This window comes from Rhodococcus sp. HNM0569 (genome assembly GCF_012726205.1).
Classification (GTDB): domain Bacteria; phylum Actinomycetota; class Actinomycetes; order Mycobacteriales; family Mycobacteriaceae; genus Rhodococcus_F.
This window is the reverse complement of sequence record NZ_JAASAE010000002.1, coordinates 348,411-367,152: the sequence shown is the minus strand read 5'-3', so window position 1 is coordinate 367,152 and position 18,742 is coordinate 348,411. Positions and strand designations below refer to the sequence as shown.

19 protein-coding genes are annotated in these 18,742 nt (G+C 69.4%); 9 read left to right on the top strand and 10 right to left on the bottom strand.

What is annotated here, in order from left to right; genetic code table 11:
* Positions 1-64 precede the first annotated feature (64 nt).
* Positions 65-1,510 carry a nitrate/nitrite transporter gene (locus tag HCA44_RS04090; RefSeq protein ID WP_169647233.1) on the bottom strand — a complete coding sequence of 482 codons (1,446 nt, stop codon included), beginning with the start codon at positions 1,508-1,510 and terminating at the stop codon, positions 65-67.
* Between the two features lie 82 nt (positions 1,511-1,592).
* Positions 1,593-2,861, bottom strand: a complete 1,269-nt coding sequence (locus HCA44_RS04085; protein WP_169647232.1) for an MFS transporter — start codon at positions 2,859-2,861, stop codon at positions 1,593-1,595.
* 11 nt (positions 2,862-2,872) lie between these two features.
* Between HCA44_RS04085 and HCA44_RS04080 the strand changes: the two genes are divergently transcribed.
* Positions 2,873-3,538, top strand: a complete 666-nt coding sequence (locus HCA44_RS04080) for a FadR/GntR family transcriptional regulator (RefSeq protein WP_169647231.1) — start codon at positions 2,873-2,875, stop codon at positions 3,536-3,538.
* A 55-nt stretch (positions 3,539-3,593) separates the two neighbouring features.
* Here HCA44_RS04080 and HCA44_RS04075 read toward each other — a convergent pair whose 3' ends face one another.
* The 3 genes from HCA44_RS04075 to HCA44_RS04065 form a co-directional block, all read right to left on the bottom strand.
* Entirely contained in the window at positions 3,594-4,448 is an 855-nt protein-coding gene (locus HCA44_RS04075) for a TIGR02569 family protein (RefSeq protein WP_169647230.1), read from the bottom strand.
* Between the two features lie 96 nt (positions 4,449-4,544).
* Positions 4,545-5,729 (bottom strand): adenylyltransferase/sulfurtransferase MoeZ, encoded by a 1,185-nt coding sequence (gene moeZ, locus HCA44_RS04070; protein ID WP_169647229.1) that lies wholly within the window; start codon positions 5,727-5,729, stop codon positions 4,545-4,547.
* An 85-nt stretch (positions 5,730-5,814) separates the two neighbouring features.
* Positions 5,815-6,804: a DUF3152 domain-containing protein gene (locus tag HCA44_RS04065; protein ID WP_346764579.1), complete on the bottom strand. Its 990-nt coding sequence runs from the start codon at positions 6,802-6,804 to the stop codon at positions 5,815-5,817.
* 365 nt (positions 6,805-7,169) lie between these two features.
* Here HCA44_RS04065 and HCA44_RS04060 point away from each other — a divergent pair, with 365 nt between their 5' ends.
* A complete protein-coding gene (locus tag HCA44_RS04060) occupies positions 7,170-7,841 on the top strand; it encodes a TetR/AcrR family transcriptional regulator (protein ID WP_169647228.1) in 672 nt (223 codons plus the stop codon).
* A 72-nt stretch (positions 7,842-7,913) separates the two neighbouring features.
* Here the strand turns inward: HCA44_RS04060 and HCA44_RS04055 are convergent, their stop codons facing one another.
* Both HCA44_RS04055 and HCA44_RS04050 read right to left on the bottom strand, forming a co-directional pair.
* Positions 7,914-8,147, bottom strand: coding sequence for a DUF3107 domain-containing protein (locus tag HCA44_RS04055; protein WP_206037649.1), 234 nt, complete (start codon positions 8,145-8,147; stop codon positions 7,914-7,916).
* Between the two features lie 124 nt (positions 8,148-8,271).
* Positions 8,272-8,952: a ferritin-like fold-containing protein gene (locus HCA44_RS04050; RefSeq protein WP_169647227.1), complete on the bottom strand. Its 681-nt coding sequence runs from the start codon at positions 8,950-8,952 to the stop codon at positions 8,272-8,274.
* Between the two features lie 440 nt (positions 8,953-9,392).
* Here HCA44_RS04050 and HCA44_RS04045 point away from each other — a divergent pair, with 440 nt between their 5' ends.
* From HCA44_RS04045 to HCA44_RS04030, 4 genes are all read left to right on the top strand, one after another.
* The gene (locus HCA44_RS04045) at positions 9,393-10,961 is read left to right on the top strand and encodes a DEAD/DEAH box helicase (protein WP_169647226.1); all 1,569 of its coding nucleotides are present in this window, start codon (positions 9,393-9,395) and stop codon (positions 10,959-10,961) included.
* An 8-nt stretch (positions 10,962-10,969) separates the two neighbouring features.
* Entirely contained in the window at positions 10,970-12,187 is a 1,218-nt protein-coding gene (locus tag HCA44_RS04040; RefSeq protein WP_169647225.1) for a PQQ-binding-like beta-propeller repeat protein, read from the top strand.
* 117 nt (positions 12,188-12,304) lie between these two features.
* Positions 12,305-13,468 (top strand): hypothetical protein, encoded by a 1,164-nt coding sequence (locus tag HCA44_RS04035; protein WP_169647224.1) that lies wholly within the window; start codon positions 12,305-12,307, stop codon positions 13,466-13,468.
* Positions 13,469-13,470: 2 nt separating this feature from the next.
* Positions 13,471-14,217 (top strand): ESX secretion-associated protein EspG, encoded by a 747-nt coding sequence (locus HCA44_RS04030; RefSeq protein WP_346764562.1) that lies wholly within the window; start codon positions 13,471-13,473, stop codon positions 14,215-14,217.
* On the opposite strand, the gene HCA44_RS04025 is transcribed toward HCA44_RS04030, so the two are convergent.
* Positions 14,118-14,981 (bottom strand): NAD(P)H-dependent oxidoreductase, encoded by an 864-nt coding sequence (locus HCA44_RS04025; RefSeq protein ID WP_169647222.1) that lies wholly within the window; start codon positions 14,979-14,981, stop codon positions 14,118-14,120. The two genes, HCA44_RS04030 and HCA44_RS04025, sit on opposite strands and share 100 nt — an antisense overlap.
* A 194-nt stretch (positions 14,982-15,175) precedes the next feature.
* Between HCA44_RS04025 and HCA44_RS04020 the strand changes: the two genes are divergently transcribed.
* Complete coding sequence (locus HCA44_RS04020) at positions 15,176-15,478, top strand: helix-turn-helix domain-containing protein (protein ID WP_346764561.1); 303 nt, start codon at positions 15,176-15,178, stop codon at positions 15,476-15,478.
* 22 nt (positions 15,479-15,500) lie between these two features.
* On the opposite strand, the gene HCA44_RS04015 is transcribed toward HCA44_RS04020, so the two are convergent.
* Positions 15,501-16,337, bottom strand: a complete 837-nt coding sequence (locus HCA44_RS04015; protein ID WP_169647220.1) for a ParA family protein — start codon at positions 16,335-16,337, stop codon at positions 15,501-15,503.
* Between the two features lie 23 nt (positions 16,338-16,360).
* Between HCA44_RS04015 and HCA44_RS04010 the strand changes: the two genes are divergently transcribed.
* Positions 16,361-16,987: an acid phosphatase gene (locus tag HCA44_RS04010; RefSeq protein WP_169647219.1), complete on the top strand. Its 627-nt coding sequence runs from the start codon at positions 16,361-16,363 to the stop codon at positions 16,985-16,987.
* A gap of 10 nt (positions 16,988-16,997) precedes the next feature.
* Here the strand turns inward: HCA44_RS04010 and HCA44_RS04005 are convergent, their stop codons facing one another.
* On the bottom strand, positions 16,998-17,384 hold the full coding sequence (locus tag HCA44_RS04005) for a hypothetical protein (RefSeq protein WP_169647359.1): 387 nt from the start codon (positions 17,382-17,384) through the stop codon (positions 16,998-17,000).
* Between the two features lie 179 nt (positions 17,385-17,563).
* Between HCA44_RS04005 and HCA44_RS04000 the strand changes: the two genes are divergently transcribed.
* Positions 17,564-18,502: a diacylglycerol kinase family protein gene (locus tag HCA44_RS04000; protein WP_169647218.1), complete on the top strand. Its 939-nt coding sequence runs from the start codon at positions 17,564-17,566 to the stop codon at positions 18,500-18,502.
* The last annotated feature ends 240 nt before the right edge of the window (positions 18,503-18,742 follow it).

Sequence of the window (18,742 nt, the reverse complement as noted above, 5' to 3'; positions counted from 1 at the left end):
CTCCTTCGAGAGGGTGGTGCCCGGCCGGCCGCGCGTGCGGGAACGATCGGTGGAGTCGAACGGGTCAGGCGGTGACCGGCGCGGGATCGGGCCGGTTCGCCCCGGAGTCCCCGGTGCCGGTCCGCAGCGACGCGGACGGCCGCACGAACACGAACCACGTGACCGCGATGCACACGAGGTAGAACGCGAGGAAGACCCAGAAGGCCATCGTGGCCGAGTGTGCGGCGCTGTTGTACGACGCGCGCAGCACCATGTTGATGCCGACGCCGCCGAGCCCGCCGATCGCGCCTGCGAATCCGATGAGTGCACCGGAGCGCGACCGTGCCCACTGTCCGCGCTCGGCGGGAGTGAGGCCGGGCTGGTTCGCGGCCTTGACCTCGAAAACCGCGGGAATCATCTTGTACACGGAGCCGTTACCGATACCGGACAGCAGGAACAGCGCGATGAAGCCGAGCACGAACACGGTCATCACGAGGCCCGTCGTCGCACCGGTCGAGCTGTCGTCGACCGTGCCGGCGGCGACGAGAACGCCTGCTGCCAATGCCATTCCGACGAAGGTGTACATCGTGATGGCGCCGCCGCCGATGCGGTCGGCGAGCTTGCCGCCGAGCGGGCGCGAGATCGAGCCGAGCAGCGGGCCGAGGAAAGCGATCTGAGCGGCCTGCAAGGATGCCTGCGCGGCGGTGGAACCGCTCGCGAGGAAGTTGATCTGCAGCACCTGACCGAACGCGAAACTGAAGCCGATGAACGAGCCGAAGGTGCCGATGTAGAGGAAGCTGAGGATCCACGATTCGCGGAACCGCAGCGCCTTGCCCATCGCCGACAGGTCCGCGGTCTGGTTCTCGAGATTGTCCATGAACAACGCTGCACCCACCGCGGCGACAGCGATCGCCACCAGATACACCGCGCACACGATCCACGGATCGGTGTTGCCGACCGTCGCGATGACGAGCAGGCCGACGATCTGGATCACCGGGACACCGATGTTGCCGCCGCCCGCGTTGAGGCCGAGCGCCCAGCCCTTGAGGCGCTGCGGGTAGAAGGCGTTGATGTTGGTCATCGACGACGCGAAGTTGCCGCCGCCGACACCTGCGAACGCCGCGACCACGAGGAAGGTCGCATAGGACGCCCCCGGGTTGAGCATCAGCACGAGCGTCAGGATCGTGGGGACGAGCAGCGCGATCGCGCTGAACACCGTCCAGTTGCGGCCGCCGAAGCGCGCCGTCGCGACCGTGTACGGGATGCGCAGCAGCGACCCGACGAGGGTGGGCACCGCGACGAGGAAGAACTTGCCGCCCGCGTCGATGCCGTACACGTCGGTAGGCATGAACAGCACCATGACCGACCAGATCGACCAGATCGAGAATCCGACGTGCTCGGCGACGACCGACCAGATCAGGTTGCGCTTGGCGACGTCCTTGCCGCCCGCTTCCCACGCCTCGACGTCCTCGGGATCCCAGTGCGTGATGGAATGACTGCGCTTGCGCCGTTGCGCGAGAACACTGTCCACGATCTGCCTCCTGCGGTGGGTGGGTGAGACCTCACCGTAGGAAACGGGTATTGCGTCGGTGCTGCGCTCGGTGACCGCGACGTCAAGAGATTCTCACGCCGTCCTCGACGGTCGTGTGAGATCGACCGCGCGGGAGCCAGGTGTCCTCGAGCATACGGTTTCGGCAGGCCACCGCGCCCGACACGAGGACGACGACCACTGCCGCGGTGAGGAAACCGAACGACGCCCACCAGCCGTCGGTGACGCTGTGCAGCACCCCGAACAGCAGCGGACCGGTCGACGCGATCGTGTATCCGACACCCTGTGCGAAGCCCGACAGTTCGGACGAGCCGACGTGGGTGCGGGTGCGGAGGTTGATGAGTGTGAGCGACATCGGGAAGGTGCTCGGGCCGAGCCCGAGCAGCACGATCCACAGGATCGTGGCCGTCGTCGGGGCGAACAGCAACCCTGCGAACGCGACGAGGAAGCACACCGACGCGGCGATCACGATCGGATACGGATTGCGCATGCGCGCACACGCAGACGGAGCCGCGATCGCCGCGACGAGTCCCATCGCCGAGAACACGCCCACCATCGAACCGGCATAGGCGGGGCTGCGGCCTGCGTCGGTGAGGATGTCCGGGATCCACGTGAACATCGCGTACGTCGTGAGCGACGTACCGCCGAACATCAGGGCCAGCGCGATGCCCACCGGCGAACGCCACACGCGGCCCCGTTCGATTGCGGGGGCGTCGTCGGCGACACGGCCCGCGTCCGCACCCCCGGTGCGGTTCTCGCCGCGCAGCCGGACGAGTTGCACGAGCCACGGCAGCGCGGCCGCGAATGCGACGAGCGCCCACATCCCGATCGACACGCGCCACCCGGCGAGGTCGGCGACCGGCACCGCGGCGAATGCGGGCACGATGGTGCCGACCTGGACGCCGACGATGTAGACGGTGCTCATCGCAGCCAGCCGATCGGGGAAGTACTTCTTCACGAGGGGCGGGACGACGACATTGCCGATACCCATGCCACCGAGCGCGAGCGCCGAGAAGACCAGCAGCGCAGGTGTGGCCGAGACCGTCGCCCGCACGAGCATTCCGATGCCCGCTGCCAGCATCGCGACGAAGGCGGTCCACTCGAGCCCGAGGCGACGCGTCAGAATGGGTGCCGTGAGCCCGAACAGTGCGAACATCGCGGTCGGAATCATTCCGAACACACCGACGATCGTCTCCGAGAATCCGAATTCGTCCCGGACGCGCGCGGCGACCGGGGTGAACGAGGTCACCGCGAGCCGCAGGACGAGCGCCGACAGCGCGATCGCGGCGAACACGAGCAACCGACCGTGGAGAACCTTCACGGCACAAATCATAGGATGACCGGATGAATGATGTGAAACCCGTCCGTCGCACGAACCTGGTCGGGCAGGTCACCGACGCCTTGCGACGGGGCATCCAGACCGGCCGATGGCCGGTCGGGACACGCATCCCCACCGAGCCCGAGCTCGCCGAACTCACCGGCACCGGCCGCAACACCGTGCGCGAAGCGGTACAGGGCCTCGTGCACGCCGGCCTCCTCGAACGCAGGCAGGGCTCCGGCACGTACGTCCTGGCGACGTCGCTCGTCGGCACGGCGCTCACCGAGTACTTCGCGACCGCGCGCGAACGCGACACCCTCGAACTGCGCCGCGCCCTCGACGTCACCGCGGCCGAACTCGCGGCGCGGCGCCGCACCGACGACGACGTCGCCCGGCTCCGGCGCGCACTCGACGAACGCTGCCGCGCATGGGAGGGCACCGACACCGACCTGCTCGTGGCCGCCGACGTCGCGCTGCACCACGCGATCGTCGTCGCCAGCCACAACTCGGTGTATGTGGAGTTCTACGATTCGCTGCTGCCCGCTATCACCCAAACCGTCGACGCACGCTTCCACGCGACCGGAGAGGGTTTCCACGACGAGCACAACGCTCTCGTCGAGGCCGTCATCGCGGGTGACGCCCCCGCTGCCGCTGCCGCCGCCCGCGCACTGTTCAGCGAGTTGCTCGCGTAGCGCGCGGCTCTGTCAGCGCGCGGTCGGCACCGTCCGCGAACACGACCGGATACGGCTAGACCATCATGCGGACGATGTCCGCGGTGCGGGCGAGCCCCGGGAAGGCGGCCTCGGTCGAACGCGGATGCAGAACGTGCACCGCGAGCCGGAACAGCACGGCGCGCAGCATCATCTGCGGCCACTCGGGCAGCTCGTCCCACCGCACCACGAGCTCCTCGTCGGCACCACCCCACGAGATCGCGTCGACCACCGCGACCGCCGCCGCCCACGCCGCCGGCCGCCAGTACGGCGTGATGTCGGTGATGCCGGGTGCCAGTGAGCCTGCGAACAGCACCGTGCCGAACAGGTCGCCGTGCACCAGTTGATCCGGGCTCGTGGTGGGTTTGCGGAGCGTCGAGAGCGAGCCGATCATGTCCATGCTGCGCTGCCGGTCCGGCGTGAGGGAATCGAGCCCCGGCGCACCGCGCGCGCTGCGCAGCGGCGTCGGCTCCCACGCGGCGCGATCGGCGGCCGCGAACAGATCGACCTCTGCCCACGGTGCGACCGGAGGCTGCGCCAGGAAACGCGGCTTGTCGAGCTGTGCCGTTGCGGCGTGCAGCCGGCCCGACATCGACACCACCTCGTCGTGCCGCGGCTCGGGAGACCCCTCGATGAAGGTGTCGGCGCGCCAGCCGGACACGACATAGCGGCCGTCGGTCGACCGCACGGGCCGTGCGAGACGCACGCCGTCGACACTCAGGGTCTCGCGCACTTTCGCCGACCACGCGGCACGGGCGTGATCGGCGACCGGCGACAGTACGACGTCTCCACACAGCCAGCCGCCGTCCCAGTCCGCACCGAGCGGAATCGGTTCGACGTCCTTGAGGCCGAACGTGGAGCACACGTGCTGGGGAGGTTGACCTGTGCTCACCGCGCACACGCTACCGCCCCGACCCGCATCGGCCGGGAAAGGCGCGCACGCGTGGGGCGACCGAACCGAGCCGCGCGGGTCCGCGGACGGCAACGCTCAGTAGACGGGAAGGCTCTGGTCCACCTGCTTGGCCCATGCGGTGACGCCGCCCTGCAGGTGCGTCGCATCCGAGAAACCCGCGCGCTTGAGCGCCGCGAGGGCCTCGGCGGACCGGATACCCGTCTTGCAGTACAGCGTGATCGGCCGGTCCTGCGGTAGTTCGGCGAGCGCCTCCCCGGACAGGATGCGATCCTTCGGGATCAGCGTCGCACCGGGAATACGCACGATGTCCCACTCGACGGGTTCCCGCACGTCGATCAGCGCGATGTCCTTGCCCGCCTCGAGCAGGTCCGAGAGCTCGGCCGCGGTGAGGGTGGAGCCCGCCGCGGCAGCCGTGCCCTCGTCGGACACGATGCCGCAGAACGCCTCGTAGTCGTCGACGAGTTCGGTGACCGGAACCCGATCGGGGTCGCGCCGCAGCTTGATGGTGCGGTAGGTCATGTCGAGCGCGTCGTAGACCATCAGGCGGCCGAGCAACGACTCGCCGATGCCCGTGATCAGCTTGACCGCCTCGGTCACCATGATCGAGCCGATCGACGCGCACAGCACACCGAGCACGCCGCCCTCCGCGCACGACGGCACCATGCCCGGCGGCGGGGCCTCCGGGTACAGGTCGCGGTAGTTGATTCCGCGTCCGTCCGGGGCGCCCTCCCAGAACACCGACGCCTGCCCCTCGAACCGGAAGATCGATCCCCACACGTACGGCTTGCCCGCGAGGATGGCCGCGTCGTTGACGAGATAGCGCGTCGCGAAGTTGTCGGTGCCGTCGAGGATCAGGTCGTACTGCTCGAACAGCTCGACCGCGTTGTCGGGCTCGAGCCGGAACTCGTGCAGGCGCACGTCCACGTGCTCGTTGATCTCCTTGATCGAGTCGCGCGCGCTCTCCGCCTTGGGCCTGCCGACGTCGGATCGGCCGTGGATGACCTGACGCTGCAGGTTGGACATGTCGACCTCGTCGAACTCGACGATACCGAGCGTGCCGACCCCGGCCGCGGCGAGATACAGCAGTGCGGGCGAGCCGAGGCCACCCGCGCCGATGACGAGAACCTTGGCGTTCTTCAGCCGGCGCTGCCCGTCCATCCCGACGTCGGGGATGATCAGGTGGCGGCTGTAGCGCTCGACTTCCTCACGGGTGAGCTCGGGCCCGGGCTCGACCAGCGGGGGCAGCGAAGTTTCCGACACGGGGACCTCCTGGTTACGTCGTTACCGGTGCAACACGTCGACCGGGCCATTGTCTTCCCGGCGCCCGTACGAGCACCATGCCACCTCAGCCCCGTGGATAGGGCCACGGGTTGAATCGGCAGGTCAGCCCGTCGCGCGGAACGACTCCCTCGGGGTCGAGCTGCGCGATCTCGTCGTTCGCGGTACCGAACGACTGCTGCATCATGATCGGGGCGAGACCGTCCTGCGTCTGGCACGGCTGATGCTCGGCGTAGCCGACGGCGTGCCCCACCTCGTGGTTGATCTGGTACTGGCGGTACGAGCCGATGTCGCCCTGGAAGGCGGTCGCGCCGCGCACCCAGCGCGGTTCGTTGAGCACGACCCGGTCGATGCCCGGGTTGTAGCACGACACCTCGAGCTCGATGTCGTATCCACACTTCTCGCGGACGGTCATCTGCGACGTGAGCGAGATGCGGAAGTCCGGCTCGCCGGTGTCGACCCGGCGGAACGCGAAGCGCGGGTCGTGCACCCAGCTCTTCGGGTTCGCGAGCGTCTGATCGACCATCGCCGCGAATGCCTGATCGCCACCGATGGCCGCCGTGTCCACCCCGTCCTCGACCTCGACGGTGTAGGTGAACTCGCGGTCGGTGCCCTGTCCGGCCTTCGCGCTCGTGCCGGCGACGACGTGCCACGTGCCCGCGCCACGCTCGGTGAAGGAGCCGCCGTTGGGCAGCCCGCCCGACGGCAGTGTGGCGGCGAAGCTGCCGTCCGCGGTGGGCGGCACCCCGACGACGCCCGTGCCCTCGGTGTTGTCGGTGAGCACGCCCATCGCGGGGGTCTCGTCGTCGGCGGTGCTCTCGGTGCCACTGCTGCGCACCGCGTCGACCACGACGAACGCGGTGACGACGACGAGCACCGGGATCGCGTACGCGCGCCAGCCGTAGTTCGAGACGAACCGCCCGAACGCGCTCTGCTTCTTCACCCGACGATCCGGCCGAGGCGACCGGCTGCGGCCACGCTCGTGACTCGTCGGATCCCACTGCGCGCGCAGCGGTTGATAGGACTCGTCGCGTCGGCGCGCCCGGTGCGTGTGCACACCACCGCGACCGCCGTCGTCGCGGTCCACGCTTCGGCGTGGCCTCGGTCCTCCACCTCGGTCCGTCACACCCGCCAGAATCTCACAATCGGCAGGTGTCGACTCGCACAGATCCGTGCGTGAGCCCGTCGGCGTGTCCGATGCGCCCGCACGCACATCGCGTCGGCAATCGAGAGAACACTGTGGCACTCGCCCACCGCGAGCCGATGGGCAATCGGTCGGCTACCGCACCCCGGGAGCACCCGGACTGCACGGAAAATCCTGGCGGGTATGGTGACTGCAGCACCCACACTGTGACGCAGGATACTTTCACGCGCACCGGATGTGCGGTGATGGACACTTGCCTAGTGCAGATTGGACGCGACATGACCGAACTCGCGGAACGGATGAACTCCGCTCCCGATTCCCCGGGAACCAAGGGCAACGGCAACCGCCGCGGCGCCCGGCTCCCGCGCGATGCCCGCCGCCGCCAGCTCCTCGATGCCGCAAGCGAGGTGTTCGTCAGCCGCGGCTACCACTCCGCGGGCATGGACGAGATCGCCGAGTGCGCAGGGGTGAGCAAGCCGGTGCTCTACCAGCACTTCCCCGGCAAGCTCGAGCTCTACGTCGCGGTCCTGCAGAACTACGTCGACAGCCTCATCTCCGGCGTCCGTCAAGCGCTGCGCTCCACCACCGACAACAAGCAGCGCGTGCGCGCGGCGGTGCAGGCGTTCTACGACTTCGTCGACAACGACTCACAGGGCTTCCGCCTCGTGTTCGAGTCGGACATGATGGGCGAGCCTCAGGTGCAGCGCCGCGTCGAACACGCCACCGAGGCTTGCGTCGACGCCGTCTTCGACCTGGTCAGCCACGATTCGGGGCTCGACCCGCATCGCGCCCGCACACTCGCGGTCGGTCTCGTCGGCGCCAGCCAGTTCACGGCACGCTACTGGCTCGAAGCCGCACGGCCGATCCCGAAGGACGATGCCGTCGACACCACCGTCGCGCTCGCGTGGGGCGGCCTGTCGCACGTGCCGCTGCAAGCCGAGAACCGCTGACCCTCGTAGGTCCACACACAGAGGGGCGCCCGGAACGAGTCCGTTCCGGGCGCCCCTCTGTGTCGGCAGGCGTCAGACCGCGCCGAAACCGACCCGGCGCGGATCGGCGACACCGATCTCGACGTACGCGATCTTGGCCGCACGGATGAGGTAGCGCCTCCCCTTCTCGTCTTCGAGGGACAGCACGCCCTCGCCCGACTCGAGCACACCCGACACCGACTTCTGGACCTCGTCCGGGGTCTGCTCGCTGGTGATGACGAGCTCACGCGGGCTGTCGACTAAACCGATCTTGACCTCCACGGTCAACCTCCGAACTGTTCGAGAAGACTGGCTTTCACCGCCAGGCTAATGCAGACGAGACCCACCCCGACCGTTTCGCGCGTGTGCCCACAGCGAACACGCGCGCACCGCCGTCACACGGGAACTCCCGTCACACGAGACCGAGCACACTCATCCGCTCGGCGTGCTTCTGCTGCATCCGGTCGAACAACGCGACGACGCCGTTGAGGTCGCCCGTCGCACCGAGCACGAGTTCGGTGAGCGCTTCGCGGCGGGACAACACGAACTGCGCTTGCGTGATGGCTTCGCCGAGCAGCCTGCGCCCCCACAGCATCAGGCGATCCTTGTCCCGTGTGCTCGCCCGCACCGCCGACTGCACCTCGGAGACGACGAATTCCGAGTGGGCGGTCTGCGCGAGCACCTCCTCGACGACGTCGGCGACCTCCGACGGAAGCGAGTGACCGATCTCACGGTAGAAGTCGGCGGCGATCCCGTCGCCGACATAAGCCTTCACGAGCGCCTCGAGCCACGTCGACGGCCGTGTCGACGCGTGGTAGTCGTCGAGTGCGCGCACGAACGGATCCATCGCCTCGTAGACGTCGAAACCCCTGCTGGTGAGCGCGGATTCGAGCAGCTCGAAGTGCCCCATCTCGGCCGAGGCCATGGATGCGAGCGCGACCTTCCCTTCGAGCGTGCGCGCCATCTGCGCGTCCTCCGCCAGGCGGTAGAACGCCGAGATCTCGCCGTACGCGAGAACCGCGAACAGTTCCGCGACGCCCGGATGGTCGGGCCCGATGGGCGGCAGTGCTTGCATGGACGTGTCGGCTCCCATGACGCCGAAGCCTAGTGCGCGTCGAGTGAGCACGACCACGTGGAATCGGTCTCGCGGACACCGACCGGTACACTCGGGGCAGAGAGATCGTTGTTTCCTGCGCGTCGTCCCACCGAATCGGACGTCACAGCGCATACGGTCTCCATGGAAATGTGCGCGCACCTGACCGATGGCATGCCCGCATCGGCTCGCCGGGATTCACCAGAGAGTTCCGTGCTGACGCCGAGGCGACACATCGGGAGAGGCTTTCGGCAGCGTCGGCAAGACCGTCGGCCAGACGATCCGGGTCGAACGAATCGACCCTCCCTCACCTCGTGCGTGCAGCGACGAGGAAGGCCAGACCCCTGAGCAACACCACTTCATCCCTGACAGAGAACTCGATCGATACAGAGACTTCGAGGCAGGCGGAAGCGACTTCGAGGCAGGCGGAAGCCGGCGCGGTGGAAGCCGCCGTCGAAGCCACCATCTCGGTCGACACGGGCAACGCCCACGTCGCTCCCAGCTTCGCCGAACTCGGCGTCCGCGACGAGATCGTGCGCGCGCTCGGCGAGCACGGCATCGAGCGCACGTTCGCGATCCAGGAACTCACGCTCCCCCTCGCCCTCGCGGGCGACGACCTCATCGGCCAGGCCCGCACCGGCATGGGCAAGACCTACGGTTTCGGTGTCCCCCTGCTCGACCGCATCAGCACCGCCACGGGCACCGCGGAACTCGACGGCACGCCCCGGGCGCTGGTCATCGTTCCCACGCGCGAGCTGTGCGTCCAGGTCACGAAGGATCTCGAGGAAGCCGCCACGTACCTGCCCGGTAGCGGCCCGCGCGGCAAGCTGTCGGTCGTCTCGATCTACGGCGGACGCCCCTACGAGCAGCAGATCGAGGCACTCCGGGCGGGCGCGGACGTCGTCGTCGGCACCCCCGGTCGCCTGCTCGACCTCGCGAACCAGTCGCACCTGATCCTCGGCAAGGTGGGTGTCCTCGTGCTCGACGAGGCCGACGAGATGCTCGACCTGGGCTTCCTGCCGGACATCGAACGCATTCTCTCGATCGTGCCGGACAAACGGCAGACGATGCTCTTCTCCGCCACGATGCCGGGCCCGATCATCACTCTCGCCCGCACCTTCCTCGACCGCCCGACGCACATCCGGGCCGAGGACGCCGCGTCGTCCGCGGTGCACGAGCGCACCACCCAGCACATCTACCGAGCGCACGCCCTCGACAAGGCCGAGATGGTCGCCCGCATCCTGCAGGCCCGCGGCCGCGGCGCGACGATGATCTTCACACGCACCAAGCGCACCGCGCAGAAGGTCGCCGACGACCTCGGTGAGCGCGGCTTCCAGGTGGGCGCCGTCCACGGCGATCTCGGTCAGGTCGCCCGCGAGAAGGCACTCAAGTCGTTCCGCACCGGCAAGATCGACGTGCTCGTCGCCACCGACGTCGCGGCACGCGGCATCGACATCGACGACGTCACGCACGTGATCAACTACCAGTGCCCCGAGGACGAGAAGACCTACGTCCACCGCATCGGCCGCACCGGCCGTGCGGGCCGCACGGGCACCGCGGTCACGCTCGTCGACTGGGACGATGTGCCCCGCTGGCAGCTCATCGACAAGGCACTGGGCCTCGGCATCGACGAGCCCGTCGAGACCTACTCGAGTTCGCCGCACCTGTTCGAGGATCTCGACATCCCCACCGACGTGACGGGCTCGATCAAGACCGCCTCGACCAAGAGCGAGCCGGCTGCGAGCGGGTCCGGGGAGCGGCGCGAACGCAGTGAGCGACCCGCCCGCACCCGCTCGCGCAAGCGCACCCGCGGCGCGAAGCGCAGCGACGACAACGGCGCGACCCGCAGCGGCGAGAACGGCGCACCGGCGAAGGACGCTGCCCCTACGGGCGACGCTCCCTCGACCGGACCCGCCTCTCGCGACGATGCGGGCGAGAGCAAGCCGCGCCGCCGTCGCCGCAGGCGTCGTTCGGGTGCCGCGGCCACCGCGAGCACCGACGCCGAGTAACAGCGTCCGTGCTGCCACCCGAGCGGCGCACGCGCGCCGACCTGCTGGTCGCGGCCGGGATCGCGCTCGTCCTGGTGGTGTCGATCGTCGTGGTGTGGGCGCGCAGCGACGCGCGTGGCACGGAATCGGTCACCGCCGCTGCTCCGGCCGACGAACCCACCCCCGCCGACACGGTGCCGACGGTGTTGCACGAGTTGTGGACCGCGCCGAGCCCCGACACGACCGCCCCCGCGCCCGCCGCGGGGGCGGTCGCCACCGCCGACGGCACGGCCGTCGTCGGCCGTGACCCCGCCACCGGTGCCGAACTGTGGCGCTACGAACGCGATCGCGACCTGTGCGCGGTCACCGCGTCGTGGGACCGCGCGGTCGCGGTGTACCCGGACGATCGTGGATGCGGACAGGTCACCGCGCTCGACGGCAGCGACGGCACGCGCGCGGCGCAACGGTCGAGCGACGCCGACCCCGAGATCACACTGAGTGCGGACGGATCGTATGTCGTCGCACGCGGCGACACCCGGCTCGAGCTGTGGCGCTCCGATCTCGTGCGCACGGTCGAGTACGGACGCGTCGACGCTCCCGTCAATCCGAACAAGCAACCGCGCAGCGGATGCACGCTGATCGACGCGCACACCAGTACCGCGCGCCTCGCGGTCCTCGAACGATGCCCGGGCGAGAGCGCCGACCGTCTCACCCTGCTCTCCCCCACTCCCAAGGACGCGCAGGAGCCGGAGGAGTACGCGTCGCACGTGCTCGCCGAGATTCCGTCGGCCGCCGACGGCACGCGGATCATCGCCGTGTGGGGCGAGAACACCGCCGTCTACCTTCCGGGAGGCGGCGGCGAGCGGCCGCGCATCGGCATCTACGACGGCGCCGGGAATCTCAGCGCGGTCAGTGCACTCGACTCGCCCGCGACGGCCGAGGCCCGAGCGACGGTCACGGGCTCGAGCATCACCTGGTGGTCGGGCACGAGCCTGTTCGGCTTCTCGACGAACAACCTGCACCCGGTCTGGAACTATCCCGGCACGATCGGGCCCGCCACGATCATGGCGGGGCGCCTGCTCGTGCCGGTCCAGGGCGGCCTGGCCGTCCTCGATCCCGCGACCGGGCAGCCGGATTCGAGTATCGGCGTGTCACGCCCGCCGGGTACCGAGGCACCCGTCGTGCCCGCCGTCGTCGGCGACGTCGTCCTCGAACAGCGCGGGGACACCGTCACCGCGCTGCGCTGACCGTCGGCCGGTCCGCACCTGATCCCGCCGTCTGCACCCGCGCCATGTATTTTGGACGGGCGCCGGCGGGACGCTGTCCCGCGCGCTACGGGGTGGTTGCGACTCAGGGGGCCGAACATGGCAGTGCCGTCGAGCGGTATGGATCCGACGTACGTGATGATCTGCGAAGCGTTCGAGTCCGTTCCGTGGAGCTTCGAGAAGATCCGCGACGTCGTCGAGGCGATGACGTCCGAGAACGCCGGCTCGCTCGGCTCCGGGTGGTCGAAGCTGGGCGACGACACCGAACAGGCCGTCGCGGACTTCGGCCGGGAGTTGTCGGTCCGGATCGCCGACGCGTGGGCCGGTTCGGCGGCGGAGTCCGGCAGCCGCGCCGTCGCGACCTATGCGGAGAACGCACCCGCGGCCGGTCAGTACTTCCGCGGCGTGTCCACCACCCTCTCGGAACTCACCGGCGCGGTCGACCTCGTGCGCAGTTCGACGCCCGAGTACATCAGCAAGGGCGGCTTCTGGAACACCATCACCCCGTGGTCGACGGCCGACGAGGAGGCCTACTACGCGCGCCACCAGGAAGCGCTGAACCAACTCTCGACGTTCTCCGGCGGCCTGCGTGGAGTCGACGGCACCGTTCCCCAGTTCGAAGCGCCCGTCATCCCGATCGACTTGTCGGGTGACGCCGTCCCCGGTGGCGTCACGGGCCCGGCGACCGGCGGTGGCAGCGGTACCGGCGTCGGTGGTGGCGGAGGCGGTGCGGTCGGTGGCGCGGGTACAGGCGCCGACCCGACCGGCGAGGCCCTCGGCGACAGCGCGAGCGACACCAGCGGCACGTCCCCGGCGTCGGCAGGAGGTCTCGGCGACGGTGCCGCAGGCACATCACCCGCCTCGGTGTCCCCCGCGGGCGCTCTCGGCGACGGCGCGCGCACCGGCGGCCTCGGCGCGTCGGGCCTCGGCGGCGGTGCCGGGGGTGGCGCGGCAGCGGGTCTCGGCGGTGGTGCAGGCGGCGGCGCACTCGGTGGCCTGGCAGGCGCCGCGCCCGGTGGCGTGATGGGCGCCGCCCCCGGAGCCGCGGCCGGCAACCCCGCAGGAGGGCTCAAGGCGGGCGCCGGGGCGGCGGGCGCGGGCCGCGGCATGATGGGCGGCATGATGGGCGGTGCAGGCGGTGCGCGCGGCAACGGCGATCAGGACAAGGAACACAAGACTCCCGGCTACCTCGTGACGCTCGACAACGGCACCGAGCTCATCGGAAAGCTGCCTCCGGTCTCGCCGCCCGTGATCGGGGGTTGACCGTGCGCAACTGGCGTATGCGGGGCGCACAGTTCGGCGCACTGTGGCTCGGCACCGGGCAGGACCGGTATCCCTTTCCCTTCCACATCGTCACGGGCTTCGACAGCGAGGAAGCCCGTGACGAGTACCAGCAGGCGGTGCGCGCCGCATTCGACGGGCCCGAACACGACGCGCTGACCGCAGCGGTCCGCATCCTCGCGTCACCCGAGATCTACGCGGCCGTGTCCGGCCGCACCGTCGACGGGCAGCCGATCCGAGCGATCGCGGCGCAGATGCACCAGCAGGTCGCGATCGCCGTCCAGATGCCGGGCCCGGCTCCCCTGCACGGCGGCGACGTCGTCGTCGCACTGGGGCAGGCGGGCAGCCTCGGCGGTCAGATCGTCGGCCTCCTCCCTCCGAACGCGGGCGGCCGCCACCGGTTCGAGAAGCCCAAACCCGAAGCAGAAGAGGACCTCTCGGCCGGCATCCTCCGGCCGGCCGACGCCGTCCCCGCCGCCCGGAGCCTCGAAACTGTGCTGCACAGTGGGCACGCGGGCGACGGCACGGTGCGCGTGTGGTGCGGCCCGCGCCACGCCCGCGGAAACGACGTCGGATGGTTCCGCTGGATCGACGTCGCAGGCGACGGCCGCTATGTCGTCGGCCCCCACGATCACGCGGTCGCCGTCCCCGGCGGCCCGGACGTCCTGGTCTCGCTCGTGTCCGCACTGCTCGACTCCGCACTCGAGACGGTACGCGAAGAAGCGTGGTGAACCGCGAGCCCGCACTCGCCGGGACGGTACTCCGCGGCGAGCACGCGGTCGTCGTCGTAACCGCCGTCGCGCAACCGGCGGTAGGCGATGCCCGATTCGTCCATGATTCCCCGGAGTCGTTCGCGCAGTAGCTTTTCCGCCGTGTCCACCTCGGACCAGCCAGGGCGGTCGACACCCGCGAGCAGGTGCGGGACGAGCGGTTGCATCCCCGTGTACCAGAACGTGCCGTGCAAGATCGGGAACAACAACGACTCGAGGTCTCCGTTGACACCGCGGGGCCCGAACGAGGTCGCACGATCGCCTGCGGACACGATCGCGACGGCACGCTTGCCCGAGAGGCCGCCCTCGCCGTACTTCAGCCGTCTTCCCGTGTCCGGATCGGTGACGCCGAATGCGAAGCCGTTCACGAAGACTCGGTCGAACCAGCCCTTGAGAATCGCGGGCATGCCGTACCACCACAGCGGGAACTGCACGACTACGAGATCGGCGGCTCGGAGCTTGTCCTGCTCGGCGCGCACGTCCTCGCCGAGTTCGCCCCGCCGGAATGCGGCGGCAGTCCGTACGTTGACGCTGCCGTCGACGCCCTTCGCGAAATCGCCGTGCCCGACGACCGGATTCCACCGCATCGCGTACAGGTCGGATTCGACGACGTCCGCGCCCTCGGCGCGCAACACTCCCACCCCGACCCCGCGCAGATGCGCGGACAGTGACGACTCGAGCGGGTGCGCCGACACCCACAACACGCTGGTTCCCCGCAACGACATCTGTCGACCTCCTTCGTCTCACGGTGTGACTCCAGCGTGCGGAGTTACTACGATGAAAACAAGTACTGTCATTGCCATGACATAGTGACTTTCTTGATAGTGTGCAGGTACACAGCACCTTCGACGAGAGTTTCCTGGAAGGAATGCCGATGCGTCCCCCTGTTGCGAGAGCCGCACGGATATGCCCGGTAGAGGTGGCCACGTCCGTCCTCGGCGGCGCCTGGAAGCTCACCATCGTCAAACACCTCGGTGCGGCAGGGGTGCTGCGCTTCGGCGAACTGCATCGCGCCGTCGGCGACGTCACTCCGCGCTCACTCACCCGGCAACTGCGCGAACTCGAGACCGACGGCATCGTCTCGCGCACCGTTTACGCCGAGGTACCACCGCGTGTCGAGTACGCGCTCACCGCTCTCGGCGAGACTCTGGTGCCGATGGTCGCCGAACTCGATCGGTGGGGCGCCGACTATCTCGCGTCGCGAGCCACGACTGCCCCCTGATCATTGCCGAGGCCCTGATCGTTCAGCCGGAGAAGGTACGCAACTCCGACCCCGACCAGTACTTCGCGAGGTTCTCGGCGAGATCACGGTATGCGGTGGCGCCCTTGTTGTTCCGGCCCGCGAGCACGGTGGCCCCGGACGCCGACGCCTCCGCGAATCGTACGGTGCGCGGGATCGGCGGGTCGAGCACGGGCAACTCGTACCGGTCCGCGACGTCGGAAAGCACGTCCCGGCTGTGCGTGGTGCGCGCGTCGTACAGCGTGGGCAGCGCACCCAACAGGACGAGATCGGGGTTGGTGATCTGCTGTACCTCGCGCACGGTGCGCAACAGCTGACCGACGCCGCGGTGGGCGAGAGTCTCGCACTGCAGCGGCACGAGCACCGAATGCGCCGCCGTCAGCCCGTTGAGTGTGAGTACGCCGAGCGACGGCGGGCAGTCGACGAGCACCGTGTCGTAGTCGTCGTACAGCGGCGCGAGTGCGCGGGCGAGCGTGAACTCGCGGCCCGGGCGCATCAGCAGCAGCGCCTCGGCGCCCGCGAGGTCGATCGTGGCGGGCAGCAGCGCGACACCGTCGCTCGTGTCCAGAATCGCATCGGCGGCCCCGATGTCGCCGGTCAGCACGTCGTGCACCGAGCGTTCGAGGCGATCGGGATTGTGACCGAGCGAGAACGTGAGGCAGCCCTGCGGGTCGAGGTCGACCACGAGCACGCGCCGGCCGAGCCCGGCCAGCGCGGCACCGAGGGACGCCACGGTGGTGGTCTTGGCGACCCCACCCTTCTGATTCGCCACTGCCAGTACCGTCGTCGCCACGCCACGATCTTGTCGTACATCTCGCGCCGGAGCGAGCCTCACACGCATGCCGTGCTGACATGATGAGGTTCATGACGTCGGCGAGCACCGGAGCACACCAGACACCGCCGGGCCCGCACCGGATCGTCCTCGTACGGCACGGGGAGACGGAATGGGCCCGCGACGGCAAGCACACCGGCCGCACCGACGTCCCGCTCACCGAGCACGGCGAGCGGCAGGGCCGCGCGGCAGGCGATGCCCTGGCTGCTCTCGACCTGTCGGATCCGCTCGTGCTCGCCAGTCCCCGCGCCCGGGCGGTACACACGGCCGAGGCCGCGGGACTTGCACCCTCACGCACGTGGGAGGCCCTGGCGGAATGGGACTACGGCGACTTCGAGGGACTCACGACCGAGCAGATCCGCGAGCGGGTCCCGGATTGGACGGTGTGGACGCATCCGTCGCCGGGCGGCGAACAGGCCGAGCAGGTGCACGCGCGCTGCGACCTCGTGCTGTCGGTCGCGCGCGCCCAGTTGCGCTCACGCGATGTCGTGCTGTTCGGGCACGGGCACTTCTCGCGGGCGCTCATGGCGCGCTGGATCGAGCTGCCGGTCGTCGAGGGACGCCGGTTCGCGCTCGATCCGGGCTCGTACGCGGTGCTGGGATACGAGCACGGCACCAGCCAGCTGGTCGCCGAGAACCGTGGCGTTCAGGTGCCGTGAGCGGATGCGCTCAGTCCGGCTGGTCGGCGTCGGGCTCCGAGCCGTAGTCCTCCGCGAGCCAACGGGTGGTGGCCGGGGCGAACAGGCACCCGAGTGAGCACACCACCACGATGCCGAGCAGCGTGCCCCACAGTGGCTGGTGCGAGTCGGTGAGCAGCGACCACGCGACGGGCAGCAGCAACAGCTGCGCGACGACGGCGATCGCGCGACCCCACCGTCTGCCGAAGTACAAGCCGATCCCGGCGGCAAGTACCGCACCGCCGAGGATCGCGAACCACGCCGCGGTGCCGAAGCCGTTGCTGACCGACTGGTCCTCGCCCGCGAAGCCGCGGACGACGAGCACGATCGCGACGGTCACCGCGACAGCGCCCTCGAGGCCCACGAGCGCACCGGCCATCCGGACCGTGGTGGGCGTCGGCGGAGTCGGCGTGGACGGAGTGGGGTACTGCGTGGACACCCCGCCAGCCTAGACACCCCCTGCGCGCGCCGCGTGCCCGGTCCTGCGGGGACGCCGCGGGTCCGGCCGCACGGGACAGGGCGGACAGGGCGCACCGCACCGGGCTACGCTGACGACCCGTGCGTGCCCTGCTCATCGTCAACCCGAACGCCACGTCGACGTCGCCTGCGGGCCGCGATCTGCTCGCGCACGCACTGTCGAGTCAGGTGGTGCTCTCGGTCGCCCACACGACGCACCGCGGCCACGCGGCGGAACTGGCCCACCACGCGCACGTCGACGGGATGGACCTGGTGATCGTCCACGGCGGCGACGGGACCGTCAACGAAGTCGTCAACGGCATGCTCGGGGCGCCGTCCGCATCGCCCGGCCCCCACCTTCCGCTCGCGGTCGTGCCCGGCGGCTCGGCGAACGTGTTCGCGCGGTCGTTGGGCATCGCCGCCGATCCCGTCGAGGCGACGAACCAGCTGATCGATCTGCTCGCGCGCGGTGCACGGCGCCGTGTCGGGCTCGGTTACTGCGACAACCGCTGGTTCACGTTCAACGCGGGCATGGGTCTCGACGCGCACGTGTGTGAGACGGTCGACAACCATCGCAAGCACGGTCGTCCACCCACGCCCGGTCATTACGTGCGCGCCGCGGTCCGGGCGTTCTTCGCCGACAAGCACCACGACCCGACGCTCACGGTGACGATTCCCGGCGCCGAGGCGGTCGGTGGCGTGCACTACGCATTCGTGTCGAACTCGAGCCCGTGGACGTACTTCGAGGAGCGCCCGGTGCACACCAATCCGGGCACGTCCTTCGACTCCGGTCTCGGCGTCTTCGCCATGCGCACGACGCGCCTCGTGCCGACCCTCCGCGTCGCACGGCAGTTGCTCGCGAAGGACGGCGATCCCGAGCATTCCGCGCTCGTGCGCGCCGACGACCTACCGCGCGTCCGCATCACGGCGAGCGCGCCGATCGGTTTGCAGATGGACGGTGACTACCTCGGCAGACGTGACTCGGTGGAGTTCGTGTCGGTGCCGCATGCACTGGAAGTGGTCGCCGATCCGACAGCGTGAGATGTCACACATTTCACTCTGTTTGCACGGTGTTGTTCGGTAGAAACTCACGGCGAACGTTCAACGGAGTCGAGGAGAAGCCGGAACACGGCCGAGAGGGAAACCGAGAGTGAACCAACGGCAGATGTGCGTTTCGCCGCATCTCTCGCACATGGCCTTCTCACTGCGGTAAAAAGGAAGAGATGCGGTCAGGCGAACGGCAAACGTGAGTTCGCCCACGCTCCGCCCGGATTCTATTGA